The following is a 16,315-nucleotide window of genomic DNA, read 5'->3' on the forward strand; positions in this document are numbered from 1 at the left end:
CATACAAAAAGAGGGCTGCAATGCAGCCCCAGACTTAAATTTTACAGGCGCCACCGGCACAACCATCGTCTTCCGGCGTCGCTTTGATGTCTTCCTGTATGTCGGAAGCGCCATCGCGGGTGTTGTGATAGTACATGGTTTTGACACCCAGCTTATAAGCTGTCAGCAAATCTTTTAACAAGATCTTCATCGGCACTTTGCCACCTTCGAACTTGCCCGGATCGTAGTTGGTGTTGGCAGAAATGGTCTGATCAACAAACTTCTGCATAATAGCCACCAAGCTGATATAACCGTCATTGTTAGGCATATCCCATAACAACTCATATTGGTTTTTCAGGCGTTCATACTCAGGCACAACCTGCTTTAAAATACCGTCTTTACTGGCCTTTATACTGATATGACCACGAGGTGGTTCAATACCATTGGTCGCATTTGAAATTTGCGAAGAAGTTTCAGATGGCATCAATGCAGATAAGGTTGAATTCCGTAAACCGTACTGCACTACATCTTTACGCAGCTGATCCCAGTCATAATGCAATGGTTCAGCACAGACTTTATCCAGATCCTTTTTATAGGTATCAATAGGCATAATGCCTTCTGAATAGGTCGTCTCGTTAAATTTAGGGCAAGGGCCAAATTCCTGAGCCAGCTTGTTCGACGCTTTCATCAGATAATACTGAATAGCTTCAAAAGTACGATGCGTTAAGCCATTGGCTGAACCGTCAGAGTACTTAACGCCATTTTTCGCCAGATAATAGGCATAGTTAATCACGCCTATACCTAAAGTACGGCGGTTCATACTGGCGTGGTAAGCGGCAAGGATAGGGTAGTCCTGGTAATCCAGTAAACTATCCAAAGCACGTACAGCCAGTTCAGCTAATTCTTCCAGCTCGTCTAAATGCTCGATAGCCCCCAAGTTAAAGGCGGACAGAGTACAAAGGGCAATTTCACCATTTGGATCGTTAATGTCATTCAGTGGCTTAGTTGGCAGTGCGATTTCTAAACACAGATTGCTCTGACGAACAGAGGCAAACTTTGGATTAAACGGGCTGTGTGTGTTGCAGTGATCGACGTTCTGTAAGTAGATACGACCTGTGCTGGCACGTTCCTGCATAAATAACGTGAAGAGCTCAACGGCTTTAATACGCTTCTTACGGATAGAAGAGTCCGCTTCGTATTTGACATACAACTCTTCGAATTTTTCCTGATCTTCAAAAAACGCATCATACAGGCCTGGCACGTCTGAAGGACTGAACAGGGTGATCATTTCATCTTTAATCAGGCGTGTGTACATCAGGCGGTTAAACTGCACACCGTAATCTAAGTGACGTACGCGGTTTTCTTCCACACCACGATTGTTCTTCAGAACCAGCAAAGACTCTACTTCCAAATGCCACAGCGGGTAAAACAGAGTTGCTGCGCCACCACGAACACCACCCTGAGAGCAGCTTTTTACCGCCGTCTGGAAATGTTTGTAGAACGGGATACAACCGGTATGGAAGGCTTCACCGTTACGGATTGGGCTGCCTAAGGCACGAATACGACCCGCATTGATACCAATACCAGCACGTTGGCTGACGTATTTCACGATAGCGCTGCTGGTGGCATTGATGGAATCTAAGCTGTCACCACATTCAATCAACACACAAGAGCTGAACTGACGGGTTGGGGTACGTACACCAGACATAATAGGTGTAGGTAATGAAATCTTAAAGGTAGACACAGCGTCATAGAAACGGCGCACGTAACTTAAACGGGTGTCTTTTGGATAATTAGCAAACAAACAAGCAGCAACCAGCATATAAAGGAACTGGGCGCTTTCATAAATCTGGCCTGTCACCCGGTTTTGTACCAGGTATTTGCCTTCGAGCTGTTTTACCGCAGCGTAGCTGAAATCTAAATCGCGGCTGTGGACAATGAAACTATCCAGTTGCTCTAATTCTTCTTTACTATAGTCAGCCAGAATGTGAGCGTCATAACGCTTTTCTTCCACCATTTTGACCACATGGTCATAGAGCTTTGGTGGCTCGAACTGGCCATAGGCTTTTTTACGTAAATGGAATACGGCCAGACGGGCGGCCATATATTGATAATCCGGTGTCTCTTTTGAGATTAAATCCGCAGCAGCTTTGATGATGGTTTCGTGGATATCGGCGGTTTTAATACCGTCGTAAAACTGAATGTGAGAACGTAACTCAACCTGAGACACTGATACGTTTTGTAACCTCTCAGCTGCCCAATCTATCACACGGTGGATCTTGTCTAAGTTTAATGGTTCGCGCTGACCATCTCTTTTGGTTACGTATAATGTTTGAGTCATATTTTTCCGCCGAAAATTCCATCTCAATTGTTATTATTGTGTGCACAGAATTTCTTCTGCGCAGCGAATTCACCCGCTTCTGGCTTCATTAGGTCAAACTCAAAGGAGCGACACAACATCTAGGGGTGAAAGGAGAACGGATCACAAGATAGAGTGGATCAAAAGCAATTGCAACCCCGCGAGCGGGCGAAAAAAGCAGCATGTTAGTATCCGCTAACGTGCGGAATAGGCTTTTAAAAACCTATTCGGGGAAGCAATAGTTTTTCAGTAAAAAATCTATTTTGTCTGTTCGGTTAAATTTTGAAAGGATCAAAAAAATCACCTTGCGCGAGGTGATTTTTTATTGAACAAAATATGAAAAAACTGAACTCAGTCGAGGTATTGGATCAGGTTTGTGAAGTGAGAAATATGTAAATTTGCACCCCATAGTTCAGTTTTATCATCTGGCCCAACATAACCAAAATCGCACATCACGGTTTGCATACCAGCACGACGTCCAGCTTCTATATCCCGTTCCGCATCTCCTATATACCAACACTGGTTTGCAGCGACTTGCATAAAGTGAGCAGCCATCCATAAAGGAGTTGGATCAGGTTTACGTTGCGCCAGACTGTCACCGCCCAATAATAAGCGGCTTTTTAGCAAGGCAGGTAACTGACGTTGTACTTTGGCGGCGAGCTTATAAGGTTTATTGGTCACTATGGCCCAGGGGATATTTCTTGCCTCAAGTGCGGCAAATAAGTCGTCAGCACCCGGAAACAAGCAGCTGTGTACACCACTATGTTCGTGGTAATAATCCAGCAGGTTTTGGCGTGCTTTGCCAAAATCAATGTCTTTTATCGCTTCACCAAAACCTAGTTGCAGTAAACCTTTGGCACCATGCGAGGCCATAGGGCGATATTCATCGTAGCTTTTTTCCGGCATGCCATGCTGTCGCAACACATAATTCAGAGCTGCGCCTAAATCCTGTGCGGTATCGACCAGCGTGCCATCCAAATCAAATAAAACAGCGGCTGGTTTTTTAAGTTGAATGAGTTGTTGGGTCATAACGGCTTTTTCGCTACTACAAAATAATTCACATCCAGCCCAGGGCCAGTGCGGAAGGATTGATTAATAGGGTTGTAGTGCAGACCAGTGGCATCCACCACCTGTAAACCGGCATCATCTATAAAACGCATCAGATCAGAAGGGCGGATAAACTTCTCAAACTCATGAGTGCCTTTAGGCACCAACTTGAGTACCTGTTCAGCACCGACTATAGCCATCAGATAGGCTTTCCAGGTTTTGTTTAAAGTTGAGAACACCAAGGTCGCGCCGGGTTTAGCTAAATCAGCACAAGCCTTCACCACAGAAGCGGGCGCTGGTACGTGCTCTAACATTTCCATGCAGGTTACTAAATCAAAGGAACCTTGATTGGCTGCGGCAAAGTCTTCCGCTGTGCTTTGTTGATACTGGACAGATACGGCAGATTCCAATGCATGTAATTTGGCCACTGTTAAAGCTTCATCAGCCATATCTATGCCTGTGACTTCTGCACCAGCTTTCGCCATCGCCTCAGCCAGAATGCCACCACCGCAGCCAACATCCACAGCTTTTTTACCAAATAAGCCTTGCACCTGATCACTGATAAAGGCCAGACGGCAAGGATTCAGTTGATGTAGCGGTTTAAACTCACCGGACGGATCCCACCAGCGAGACGCGATTTCATTAAACTTGGCAATTTCGGCCGGATCAACATTGGAAGAGGTGTTCATAAGCGTATCCATTTAAAATTTTGCCTATTATAAGGCCTTGATCTGTTTGAGCAATGCTGTACAAAGCACAACAGAACTGGCAAGGTATTTTTTCTGTGGTAGAATCCGCCTTTGTCCCGCGACCCATTACAGTAAAAAACGCGGGTATCTTGTTGATTTAAGGGAAAAAAGCTTTTTATGACAAATTTGGCCAAAGAAATTGTTCCCATTAATATCGAAGAAGAATTAAAGAATTCTTATCTCGATTATGCAATGAGCGTTATTGTGGGACGTGCCTTACCGGACGTAAGGGACGGTTTAAAGCCAGTTCACCGTCGCGTGTTGTTTGCGATGAAAGAGTTAGGCAACGACTGGAATAAAGCCTACAAGAAATCTGCCCGTGTTGTCGGTGACGTGATAGGTAAATATCACCCGCACGGTGACAGCGCAGTGTACGACACTATAGTTCGTATGGCGCAGCCATTCTCCTTACGTTATATGCTGGTTGACGGTCAGGGTAACTTCGGTTCCGTGGACGGCGACTCTGCAGCAGCTATGCGTTATACCGAAGTGCGTATGTCGCGTATCGCTGGCGAATTGTTAGCCGATCTGGACAAAGAAACAGTCGACTATGTGCCTAACTACGACGGCACAGAAATGATCCCGGCTGTATTGCCTACTAAAATTCCAAACCTGCTGGTGAACGGTTCGTCTGGTATTGCCGTTGGTATGGCGACTAATATTCCGCCACACAATTTAAATGAAGTGATTGATGCCTGTCTGGCGTTAATTGCCAATCCGGATATCAGCATTCCTGAATTGATGGAACTGATGCCAGGACCAGATTTCCCGACTGCCGCTATTATCAATGGCCGTCGTGGCATTGAAGAAGCCTATCGCACTGGTCGTGGTAAAGTTTATATCCGTGCCAGAACTCATATCGAAACCGACGACAAAACAGGTCGCGAGACTATTGTTGTTGATGAAATTCCTTACCAGGTGAACAAAGCCCGTCTGATTGAAAAAATTGCCGAGCTGGTCAAAGAAAAGCGCATCGAAGGCATTTCAGCGTTACGTGATGAGTCTGATAAAGACGGTATGCGTATTGTTATTGAAGTCAAACGCGGTGAGTCCTCAGACGTACTGCTGAACCATTTGTACACCCAAACTCAAATGCAAACTGTGTTTGGTATCAATATGGTGGCTTTGGATCAAGGTCAGCCGAAGTTGATGGGCTTAAAGCACATGCTGCAATGTTTTGTGTTGCACCGCCGCGAAGTGGTGACACGCAGAACAGTTTACGATTTACGTAAAGCCCGTGACCGTGCTCATATCTTAGAAGGCTTGGCGATTGCGCTGGCGAATATTGATGAAATTATTGATTTAATCAAAAATTCATCAAGCCCTGCTGATGCCAAACAAGGTTTAGTCGCTCGTGGTTGGCAGTTAGGTGATGTCAGCGCCATGTTAGAACGTGCTGGTGAAAATGCCGCTCGCCCTGAATGGCTGGAAGAACATTTTGGTATCCGTAATGGCGAGTATTTCCTGACAGAGCAACAAGCTCAGGCAATCCTTGATTTACGTTTACACAAACTGACAGGTCTGGAACATGAAAAAATTCTGGACGAGTACAAAGAATTATTAGTACTGATTGCTGAGTTATTACACATTCTGGGCAGCCCGGAGCGTTTAATGGAAGTGATCTGTGAAGAGTTAGAAGCAGTTAAAGCCCAATATGGTGATGCCCGTCGTACTGAGATCCAGGACAATGCGATGGATATCAATATGGAAGACTTGATCACTGAAGAAGACGTGGTGGTGACCTTGTCTCACTTAGGTTACGCCAAGTATCAGGCTCTGTCTGATTATGAAGCGCAACGTCGTGGTGGTCGTGGTAAAGCGGCAACTACTGTCAAAGATGAAGACTTTGTTGACCAACTGCTGATCGCAAGCACTCACGATACCATTTTGTGTTTCTCTAACCGTGGTCGTTTGTACTGGATGAAAGTGTATCAATTGCCGCTGGCGTCCCGTCAGGCGCGTGGTAAGCCTATTGTTAACTTACTGCCACTGGAAGAAAACGAGCGGATCACCGCTATTCTGCCGGTTCGTGAATACGAAGAAGGCAAGTACGTGTTTATGGCGACAGCCAACGGTACTGTGAAGAAGACCTCTCTGACCGAATACTCTCGTCCACGTAGCAATGGTATTATTGCCGTGAACCTGAACGAAGGCGATCAGCTGATTGGTGTGGATATCACAGACGGCAATAGCCAGATCATGCTGTTCTCAGACGACGGTAAAGTCGTACGCTTTAACGAAGAGCAAGTGCGTCCTATGGGCCGCGGAGCTACAGGTGTTCGTGGTATTAAGTTACGCGAAAACGGCTCTGTGGTGTCCTTGATTGTTCCGAAGAGCGAAGGCGCTATTCTGACTGTGACTGAAAACGGCTACGGTAAACGTACAGCTCTGCAGGAATACCCTGAGAAGAGCCGTGCGACTCAAGGCGTGGTCTCTATTAAAGTTTCTGAGCGTAACGGTCTGGTTGTAGGTGCAGTTCAAGTGAATGCGCTGGATGAAATCATGCTGATTTCTGACAAAGGCACACTGGTACGGACCCGCGTCAGCGAAGTTTCACAAGTAGGCCGTAACACTGCTGGTGTTATTCTGATCCGCACCATCGAAGGTGAAAAAGTAGTAGGTGTACAACGCATCGACGAAATTCAGGATCAGGACGAAGTTGCAGCCGCAGAAGCGGAAGCAGCTGCCTTAGCCGCACAAAATCCGACAGAGGATACTGTGCCGGACGGTGAAGAAGAGTAATGGTGATAAAAAAGGACGCTGCGGCGTCCTTTTTATTTGCTCCTTTGTAAAAGTGAGTTAAAGTAGCGACTGATAAAGAGCCGTCCAGACGTCGAGCAATATCACCCATAAACCCAAGGCCACAACAACAAAGATCATCCCAAGATGACCCAAAACCGTTTTCTAATTTGTATTTCATTCGATAAAGCGTTGTAACAGGAGCAAGAGATGACCACCTATAACTTTTGTGCTGGCCCGGCTATGTTGCCGGTGGAAGTGATGCAACAGGCACAGGAAGAGTTGATCAACTGGCATGGTCGCGGCTGCTCCATTATGGAGATGAGTCACAGAGGCAAAGATTTTATGCAGGTTGCGGCTCAGGCAGAGCAGGACCTGCGCGATTTGTTGTGCATACCGGCAAACTACAAAGTGCTGTTTATGCACGGTGGTGGCCGCGGTCAGTTTTCTGCTGTACCACTGAATTTAGCCAAAACAGGCGTTAGTGCAGATTATATAGTTTCAGGCGCCTGGTCTAAGGCGGCTGTAGAGGAAGCTGAAAAATTCACTGCCTTAAAAGCTCAGGCTATTCAGTTTAAGCAAGATAGTCTTCGATCTTTAGTACCAGCATCCGACTGGCAACTCAATGACAATGCCAGTTTTGTGCATTTTTGTCCGAATGAGACAGTGGATGGCATGGAGTTTATTGACTTACCCAGCACCAAAGCGCCTTTAGTGGCCGATCTGTCATCCACCATCTTATCTCGCCATATTGATGTCAGCCGTTACGGTGTTATTTATGCCGGAGCTCAGAAAAATATCGGGCCTTCAGGTTTAACCCTTGCCATAGTGCGTGAAGACTTGTTGCCAACCAAAGGCAGCAGCATTCCTAGCGTGTTGGATTATCGTCTGGCCGCTGAAAACGACAGTATGTTTAATACCCCGCCCACTTATGCCTGGTATCTGGCGGGTTTAGTCTTCCAATGGCTGAAGCGTCAGGGTGGTGTAGAGGCAATGCAGCAGCGTAATGCCCTCAAAGCACAAACCTTGTATGGCTATATCGACCAGAGCGATTTTTATCGCAACGACGTAGCGCCGCAGTTCCGCTCATCGATGAACGTGCCGTTTTTATTGGGTGACGAAACGCTGAACGATTTGTTTGTCAGCGAAGCAGAGGCCAATGGCCTGTTGGCACTCAAAGGCCATCGTATGGTCGGCGGAATGCGCGCCAGTATCTACAATGCTATGCCATTAGAAGGCGTACAAACCTTAGTGACCTTTATGAAAGAATTTGAGCGGGTGCACGGCTGATGAAAACCTTAACCTTAGAGCCTATCGCTAAAGTGGAAGGCGTGGTGCATTTACCTGGTTCAAAAAGTATATCTAATCGCGCTTTACTGCTTGCCGCTTTAGCCAAAGGCACAACCCGCATTACTAACTTGCTCAACAGCGATGACGTCAGTCATATGCTCAATGCCTTAACAGCCTTAGGTGTACAGTTTTCATTATCTGCTGATAAAACAGTCTGTGACATCACTGGTGTAGCAGGCGTATTTCAGCATCAGGAGCCGTTAGAGCTGTTTTTAGGCAACGCCGGCACAGCGATGCGGCCTTTAACTGCAGCTTTAGCAGTGTCCAATGTGGATGTCACATTAACGGGCGAGCCTCGGATGTACGAACGTCCTATTGGCCATCTGGTGGACGCCGTACTGCAGTGGAACGCCGATATTGAGTATCTGCAGCACAAAGACTATCCGCCACTGCGTATTCGCGGCAAAGCGCTGGCTGGTGGAAAAATCAGTATCGATGGTTCTGTCTCCAGTCAGTTTTTAACCGCGGTGCTGATGACGGCGCCTTTATTGTCGGGTGACAGCGAAATTGTCATTAGCGGCGAACTGGTGTCCAAGCCTTATATCGATATCACTTTGGCCTTGATGGCGCGTTTTGGCGTCTCTGTCGAGAACAACAACTATCAAAATTTTGTCGTCAAAGGCAATCAGCAGTATCAGTCACCTGGCGATTTTCTGGTCGAAGGCGATGCATCCTCTGCCTCTTATTTTCTTGCTGCTGCCGCTATTAAAGGCGGCACCATTAAAGTCACAGGTATTGGTAAAAACGCAGTGCAGGGTGATATTCACTTTGCCGACGCTTTAGAAGCTATGGGTGCCACGGTCGACTGGGGTTATGATTATATCTCGGTTACCCGTAACCGACTGAAGGGCATTGACCGAGATTACAATGCCATTCCTGATGCAGCTATGACCATTGCAACTACGGCTTTATTTGCAGAAGGGCCAACGGCCATTCGTAATGTCTACAACTGGCGCGTGAAGGAAACAGACCGGTTAGCGGCTATGGCGACAGAACTGCGTAAAGTGGGTGCTGAAGTAGAAGAAGGTGAAGATTACATTTTAATCACGCCACCAACGACACTAAAACATGCCAGCATAGCCACTTACAATGACCACAGGATGGCCATGTGTTTCTCTTTGGTCGCATTAAGTGACACTGCGGTGACCATTGAAGACCCAGACTGTACCCGTAAAACATTTCCTCAATACTTTGAAGTGTTTAGCACACTCAGCACTTTAGCCTGAAAATCACGCGTAACCTAAGTGGTTACGCGATCTCCTTGATTAATCCGCGCTTTTTGTCATTTATTTCTGTATAATGCCGCATCTTTTTGTGTGTTCGACTGTTTTGGAGGCAGAATGCAACAAGCGCCGGTAATTACCATTGATGGACCAGGTGGCTCAGGGAAAGGCACAATTTGCCGTTTAGTTTCCCAAAAACTGGGCTGGCATCTGCTGGATAGCGGAGCGATTTATCGTGTTTTAGCTTTAGCTGCTATCCATCACCAGATTGACCCTGCTGACGAAGAAGCCTTACAGCCATTGGCTGCTCATCTTGATGTACAGTTTAATTGCGACGAACAAGGCAATACCCGCATTACGCTGGAAGGTGAAAATGTCACTCATACTATTCGTACTGAAGAAGTGGGTTCAGTGGCATCAAAAATTGCCTCTTTGCCGCGGGTACGTGAAGCCTTGTTACGCCGTCAACGTGCGTTTAAAGAAGCACCAGGCTTAGTTGCAGATGGCCGTGATATGGGTACTGTGGTATTCCCGCAGGCAGAAGTTAAAATCTTTTTAACAGCCGACGCGTCAGAGCGCGCCAGACGGCGTTATTTAGAGTTGAAAGAAAAGGGCCATGATGTTAACATCGGCGACCTTTTGAGCGAAATTCAGGCCCGTGACGAACGGGATATGAATCGCGCCGTAGCGCCTTTAAAGCCTGCAAGCGATGCATACATGCTGGATTCGACCAATAAATCTATTGAACAAGTGTTGGACGAGGTTCTCAACGTCTGTAAAAAGTTGAACCAGGCCTAGACCTTCACGTTGGACAGCTTGTCGCAAGGATGATGACAAGTTAACTTAGCAACCCCATGACACAGGACTGTGCGTGGAGCACTTAAACTGAAAAAGTGAATATGACTGAAAATTTTGCACTACTGTTTGAGGAAAGCCTCAAAACTATCGAAACTCGCCCTGGTTCTATTGTTAAAGGAACTATCGTTGCTATCCATAAAGACGTAGTACTGGTTGACGCCGGTCTGAAATCTGAAGCAGCAATCCCTGTTGAACAATTCAAAAACCTGGCTGGCGAGATTGAAGTGAACGTTGGTGACATCATCGACGTAGCTCTGGACGCGGTTGAAGATGGCTTCGGTGAGACTTTACTGTCTCGTGAGAAAGCTAAACGTCACGAGTCTTGGGTTCGCCTGGAAAAAGCCTGTGAAGATAAAGTTACTGTTATCGGTATCATCACTGGTAAAGTTAAAGGTGGTTTCACTGTCGAAGTTGATGGTATCCGTGCATTCCTGCCTGGTTCATTAGTTGACGTGCGTCCAGTACGTGACACATTACACTTAGAACACAAAGAACTTGAGTTCAAAGTAATCAAATTGGATCAGAAGCGTAACAACGTGGTTGTATCACGTCGTGCGGTAATCGAATCTGAAAGCAGTGCTGAGCGCGATACACTGTTACAAAACTTAGAAGAAGGCATGGAAGTTAAAGGTATCGTTAAGAACCTGACTGACTACGGTGCATTCGTTGATTTAGGTGGCGTAGACGGTTTACTGCACATCACTGACATGGCTTGGAAACGTGTTAAACACCCAAGCGAAATCGTCAATGTTGGCGATGAAATCCCAGTTAAGGTTCTGAAGTTTGACCGTGAGAAGCAACGTGTTTCTTTAGGTCTGAAGCAAATGGGTGAAGATCCATGGGCCGCTATCGCTTCACGTTACCCAGAAGGTGCTCGCATCACTGGTCGCGTAACTAACCTGACTGATTACGGCTGCTTCGTAGAAATCGAAGAAGGCGTTGAAGGTTTAGTACACGTTTCAGAAATGGACTGGACTAACAAAAACATCCACCCATCTAAAGTTGTTAACTTAGGTGATTCAGTGGAAGTTATGGTTCTGGAAATCGACGAAGAACGTCGTCGTATTTCTTTAGGTCTGAAACAATGTAAAGCCAACCCATGGGAAGAGTTCGCTAAGGGCTTCAACAAGGGTGACCGCGTATCCGGTAAGATCAAGTCAATCACTGACTTCGGTATCTTCATCGGTTTAGACGGTGGCATCGACGGTTTAGTACACCTGTCAGACATCAGCTGGAATTCAACTGGCGAAGACGCAGTACGTGAATTCAAGAAAGGCGACGAAGTACACGCTGTTGTGTTACAAGTTGACCCAGAGCGCGAGCGTATCTCTTTAGGCATCAAGCAATTAGACGAAGATCCGTTCAACGGCTACCTTGCTGATAACAAAAAAGGTGCTATCGTTAAAGGCAACGTAACTGCAGTTGACGCGAAAGGCGCTACTGTAATGCTGGAAGGTGGTGTTGAAGGTTACGTTCGCGTATCTGACATCGCTCGTGAGCGTATCGAAGACGCTACTACAGTATTAAAAGTTGGTGAAGAAGTAGAAGCTCGCCTGATGGGTGTTGATCGCAAAAACCGCGTAATCAGCCTGTCAATCAAAGCGAAATTCGAAGCTGAAGAAAAAGAAGCTATGGACACTATCAAAAAGCAAGATGATGCTGATTTTGGTGGTAACGCTATGGCCGAAGCATTCAAAGCAGCTCAAAAAGCTGACTAATTGATGCTTGTATAGAAGGGCCGGAGCTTTGCTCCGGTCCTTCATTCTACTGATACAGCGGAGGGTCCATGACCAAATCTGAATTGATCGAAAAACTGTCTACTGATTTTTCTCATGTCCAGGTGAAAGACATCGAATCTTCAGTCAAAGAAATTCTGGAACAAATGGCCACCTCACTGGCGAATAACGAGCGTATCGAAATTCGTGGTTTTGGTAGTTTTTCTCTGCATTACCGCGCGCCTCGTATAGGTCGCAATCCAAAAACCGGCGATAAAGTGGAATTAGATGGCAAATATGTGCCTCATTTCAAACCGGGTAAAGAATTACGTGACCGGGTAAAAACTAACACCTGATCTCTTTTCAGCTAAAAAACGGGGTTGACGGAGTTTTGACCAGATTTTTTTATGTTGTCTTTATTATTGTCCTGATTATTTTCGGGCTTATTCTGGGTTCCCTCAATCAGCAAGTTGCTGAATTTAACTATCTTATTGCAAAAACAGAACTCAGAGTGGTCGACATTGCCGCTCTGTTTTTAGTCTCTGGTTTTCTGCTTGGCCTGAGTGTTTCAATGGCCTTTATTCTGAAGGCAAAAACCAAAGGTTGGTTTGCTAAATCTTCAGATAAAACCTGATCCCTATGCTGGAACTGTTATTTCTGTTACTTCCTGTCGCCGCCGCTTACGGCTGGTTTATGGGCCGCAACAGCGAAAAACAAAAAGAGCTTAAGGGCAGGGCTTCTGTCACTAAAAACTTATCCTCTGGCTTAAATTTCCTGCTGACTGATCAGGAAGACAAGGCTATTGAGCAATTACTGCAATTGCTTGATGTAGAAGCAGCAACTATTGATACCTACCTGGCATTAGCCAACCTGTTCCGTCGGCGTGGCGACTGGGATAAAGCCATTCGTATTCATGAAAAACTACATCAGTTAAAACTGCCGAAACAACAGGCGCAAAAAATCCAATTCGAATTGGCCAAAGACTACTTCAGTGCAGGTTTATACGACAGAGCCGAACCATTATTAAGTGCATTAGTTCAGGCTGAAAGCATTCGTGAAGCTGTGTTAAAACAACTCTTTAGCTTATTTACCGCCACTCACGAATGGCAAAAAGCCATGGATTTCCGCGCCGTAGTAGAACAAACAGATTCACGTTCATTGCGCATTGGTGTGGCGAATTTTAGCTGTGAAGCCTGGCGTAAAGAACCGGCACCAAGCGATGCGTACCGCCAGTTGATCCAACGTTATCCGGTATCCTTGCGGCCTAAATACGAGCTGGCAAAAAAGCTGATTGCCGAAGAAGAATTTACCGAAGCGCGAGAGCTGTTACTGGCCATACTGCAACAAAGACCGCAATGGGCTGCTGAGTTGTTGCCTTTAGTCGCGCAAACCACACCAGAACCAGCCGAATGGCAGGCACTACTCACAGAATTGAGCCGTAAACATAAAAACATCAGTGCGACGGCCGAACTGGCGCACTTTTATGCAACAGCCGACAATCTGCAGCAAGCAGAAAATTTGCTAACGGATAAATTGAAGCAACAGCCGAATATCCGCTTATTTTTAAAATTTATTCAAATCAGGCGGTTGCAAGATCCGTCTGAGCCACATCTGGCTGAAATAGAACAAATGTTACAGGCTTATCTGGATACCAAAGTGCTGTATCATTGCCGCAATTGTGGTTTTAAAACCAAACAACCATATTGGCTCTGTCCGTCTTGCCAGCAATGGGAAACGGTAGAGCCAATGACCGGCATAGACGGTCGCTGATCTTAGATAGAAGAGAACCTGATGAATAACACCAGTCCTATAGTGGTCGCCTTAGACTTTGAACAAAAATCCGCAGCATTGAATTTAGTCAGCCAGCTCGACCCGACTTTGTGTCGGTTAAAAGTCGGCAAAGAAATGTTTACCCACTTTGGCCCGGACTTTGTCAAAGAACTGCATCAGCGCAAGTTTGATGTGTTTTTAGACCTTAAATTTCATGATATTCCAAATACAGTGGCCAAAGCAGTGAAAGCCTCTGCTGATTTAGGTGTGTGGATGGTGAATGTACATGCTTCCGGTGGCAGTCGTATGATGATTGCAGCCCGCGAAGCTTTAGAAAGTTTTGGTAAAGAGAAACCACTGCTGATTGCAGTCACTGTGTTGACCAGTATGGAGCAAAGTGATTTAGTGGAGTTGGGTATTAATTTAACACCACAACAGCAGGTGCTCAGACTGGCTGGTCTGGTAGAAAAATCTGGTTTAGATGGCGTGGTGTGTTCTGCACAAGAAGCTGTTGAATTAAAACAGCAATTTGGTAAGGAATTCTGCTTAGTGACGCCAGGTATTCGTCCATCTTTTGCCGCAGCAGATGATCAAAAACGAGTGATGACACCAGCTGATGCGTTAAAGGCTGGTGTAGACTATATGGTGATAGGGCGCCCAATTACCAAAGCTGCCGATCCGTTATCCGCTTTACAACAAATTTACCGGGAGATTTACCCCGCACATTAAGAAAAAAGGAGCTTTTATTTGGATGCAGTGAACTTAACAATCCTGGTTGCAGGGGCTCTGTTTTTCTCCAGTATAGTTGCGACTCTGATCTCGGCGCGCTTAGGTGCGCCTTTATTATTAATTTTCCTTGTCATTGGTATGCTGGCCGGTGAAGACGGTTTGCTGGGCATCAAGTTTGGCAATCCTGATGTTGCTCTGCTGATTGGCTCTATAGCCCTCGTTATTATTCTGTTTGATGGTGGGATGCGCACTCATCCGGACAGGGTTCGTGTGGTATTGGCGCCTTCAGCTGTATTAGCCACGTTGGGCGTAGTGCTGACGTGCGGCATTTTAGGTGTCGCAGCCTCTTATCTGTTTAATTTGACCTTATTAGAAGGCTTGCTGTTAGGGGCGATATTGAGCTCAACAGATGCCGCTGCTGTATTTTCAATCTTCCAGTCTGCCGGCTTAAATATTAAAGAGCGGGTAGCGTCCACACTCGAAATAGAGTCGGGTAGTAACGACCCTATGGCAGTCATGTTGACCTTTACTCTGGTTGGTGTTTTGGCAGGTCAAAGTGAACTGAACTGGTCCTTGTCGACGGTATTTTTTCAGCAAGCCATAGTGGGCGCAGCAGTAGGCTATGGAGCAGGGCGCTTCTTTGTTTTGCTTTGCCGCAAACTGCCATTAAGCGCAGCCTTTTTCCCTTTATTGGCCGTCTCTTACGCACTGCTGATTTACGGTTTAACCAACCAATTTGGCGGCAGTGGTTTTCTGGCTGTGTATTTGATGGGCTTTTTAATAGGCAACGCCCGTTTACCGCAAATTCAGCAAATACTGAGAATGCATGACGGTTTAGCCTGGCTTAGTCAAATCATTATGTTTTTGATGCTAGGTTTGCTGGTTACGCCAAGTAAGCTGATGGAATATGCAATTCCTGCGCTGATACTGGCATTAGTGATGATTTTTATAGCCCGACCTATAGCTGTGTTTTTAAGCCTGGTACCTTTTCATTTTCCTAAGAAAGATCAAGTGTTTATCAGTTGGGTAGGCTTACGTGGTGCTGTGCCTATTATTCTGGCGTTATTCCCTTGGTTAGCTGGCGTACCGAATAAAGATTTGTACTTTAACGTGGCGTTTTTCGTGGTGATTGTATCTTTACTTATTCAGGGCTGGTCTATAGCGCCGGTAGCGCGCTGGCTGAAGCTCGAAGTGCCACCAGAGCCAGGCCCGGATCATTCCATGACACTCGACAGCGTAGCCTGTAATGATTTGCTGCAGGTACTTTCGTTTAAAGTGGGTAAAGGTTCTCCCATCATAGACAGCGACTGGCAGCAACTGAATATGTCACCGGATGTCAGCTACTTAGGTGTACTGCGTAAAGGAGAATGGATCAAAGCCGAGCAAAGCCCAAGTTTTCAGCTAAACGATATGCTATTGGTCTTGAGTAAAGCCAAAGATGTAAAAGCTGTCAGTGACAAAGTGTCCACCAGCGCAGAACAAACCTCGCTGGATAAACTGGATTTCTTCGGTGACTTCGTATTAAACGGCGAAATCACCTTAAACGAACTGGATGGCTTCTACAGCATTCAATTTGCTGAAGATCAGGATCCAAGCCAAAGTTTGTCCGAATACATCACCGAAAAATTCCACAGACGCGTGGTGGTTGGCGACCAGGTGCAGCTGGACCAATTAGTACTGACAGTGCGTCAAATAGACGACCACGACCAGATACTGCAGGTGGGTATTAAGTCGGCTTGATTTACAGCAATAAAGCCTTTTGCCGGATTGAATCAGGCCTGAGGCTTTTAAACTGTT

13 protein-coding genes are annotated in these 16,315 nt (G+C 46.1%); 10 read left to right on the plus strand and 3 right to left on the minus strand.

The genetic code is table 11. The annotated features are described in order from the left end of the window. Window positions 1-34: 34 nt before the first annotated feature. From nrdA to ubiG, 3 genes are all read right to left on the minus strand, one after another. Window positions 35-2,320 (minus strand): class 1a ribonucleoside-diphosphate reductase subunit alpha, encoded by a 2,286-nt coding sequence (gene nrdA, locus EK374_RS10200; RefSeq protein ID WP_127022815.1) that lies wholly within the window; start codon window positions 2,318-2,320, stop codon window positions 35-37. Between the two features lie 369 nt (window positions 2,321-2,689). Then, window positions 2,690-3,367: an HAD-IA family hydrolase gene (locus EK374_RS10205; protein WP_127022818.1), complete on the minus strand. Its 678-nt coding sequence runs from the start codon at window positions 3,365-3,367 to the stop codon at window positions 2,690-2,692. Continuing rightward, on the minus strand, window positions 3,364-4,074 hold the full coding sequence (gene ubiG / locus EK374_RS10210) for a bifunctional 2-polyprenyl-6-hydroxyphenol methylase/3-demethylubiquinol 3-O-methyltransferase UbiG (protein WP_127022821.1): 711 nt from the start codon (window positions 4,072-4,074) through the stop codon (window positions 3,364-3,366). Before ubiG ends, EK374_RS10205 begins: the two co-directional genes overlap by 4 nt. Before the next feature lie 177 nt (window positions 4,075-4,251). Between ubiG and gyrA the strand changes: the two genes are divergently transcribed. From gyrA to EK374_RS10260, 10 genes are all read left to right on the plus strand, one after another. After that, complete coding sequence (gene gyrA / locus EK374_RS10215) at window positions 4,252-6,876, plus strand: DNA topoisomerase (ATP-hydrolyzing) subunit A (protein WP_127022824.1); 2,625 nt, start codon at window positions 4,252-4,254, stop codon at window positions 6,874-6,876. A 207-nt stretch (window positions 6,877-7,083) separates the two neighbouring features. Then, window positions 7,084-8,163 (plus strand): 3-phosphoserine/phosphohydroxythreonine transaminase, encoded by a 1,080-nt coding sequence (gene serC, locus EK374_RS10220; RefSeq protein ID WP_127022827.1) that lies wholly within the window; start codon window positions 7,084-7,086, stop codon window positions 8,161-8,163. After that, on the plus strand, window positions 8,163-9,449 hold the full coding sequence (gene aroA / locus EK374_RS10225) for a 3-phosphoshikimate 1-carboxyvinyltransferase (protein WP_127022830.1): 1,287 nt from the start codon (window positions 8,163-8,165) through the stop codon (window positions 9,447-9,449). Before serC ends, aroA begins: the two co-directional genes overlap by 1 nt. Window positions 9,450-9,563: 114 nt before the next feature. Continuing rightward, window positions 9,564-10,244: a (d)CMP kinase gene (gene cmk / locus EK374_RS10230; protein WP_127022833.1), complete on the plus strand. Its 681-nt coding sequence runs from the start codon at window positions 9,564-9,566 to the stop codon at window positions 10,242-10,244. Between the two features lie 101 nt (window positions 10,245-10,345). Continuing rightward, window positions 10,346-12,022, plus strand: coding sequence for a 30S ribosomal protein S1 (gene rpsA / locus EK374_RS10235; protein WP_046521526.1), 1,677 nt, complete (start codon window positions 10,346-10,348; stop codon window positions 12,020-12,022). Between the two features lie 68 nt (window positions 12,023-12,090). Then, window positions 12,091-12,375: an integration host factor subunit beta gene (gene ihfB, locus EK374_RS10240; protein WP_127022836.1), complete on the plus strand. Its 285-nt coding sequence runs from the start codon at window positions 12,091-12,093 to the stop codon at window positions 12,373-12,375. Window positions 12,376-12,410: 35 nt separating this feature from the next. Beyond that, window positions 12,411-12,653 (plus strand): LapA family protein, encoded by a 243-nt coding sequence (locus EK374_RS10245; RefSeq protein WP_127022839.1) that lies wholly within the window; start codon window positions 12,411-12,413, stop codon window positions 12,651-12,653. A 5-nt stretch (window positions 12,654-12,658) separates the two neighbouring features. Then, window positions 12,659-13,789, plus strand: coding sequence for a tetratricopeptide repeat protein (locus tag EK374_RS10250; RefSeq protein ID WP_127022842.1), 1,131 nt, complete (start codon window positions 12,659-12,661; stop codon window positions 13,787-13,789). 21 nt (window positions 13,790-13,810) lie between these two features. After that, on the plus strand, window positions 13,811-14,518 hold the full coding sequence (gene pyrF, locus EK374_RS10255) for an orotidine-5'-phosphate decarboxylase (protein ID WP_127022845.1): 708 nt from the start codon (window positions 13,811-13,813) through the stop codon (window positions 14,516-14,518). A gap of 27 nt (window positions 14,519-14,545) precedes the next feature. Continuing rightward, window positions 14,546-16,258, plus strand: a complete 1,713-nt coding sequence (locus tag EK374_RS10260; RefSeq protein ID WP_233280395.1) for a potassium/proton antiporter — start codon at window positions 14,546-14,548, stop codon at window positions 16,256-16,258. The last annotated feature ends 57 nt before the right edge of the window (window positions 16,259-16,315 follow it).

This window comes from Rheinheimera mangrovi (assembly GCF_003990335.1).
GTDB lineage: Bacteria > Pseudomonadota > Gammaproteobacteria > Enterobacterales > Alteromonadaceae > Pararheinheimera > Pararheinheimera mangrovi.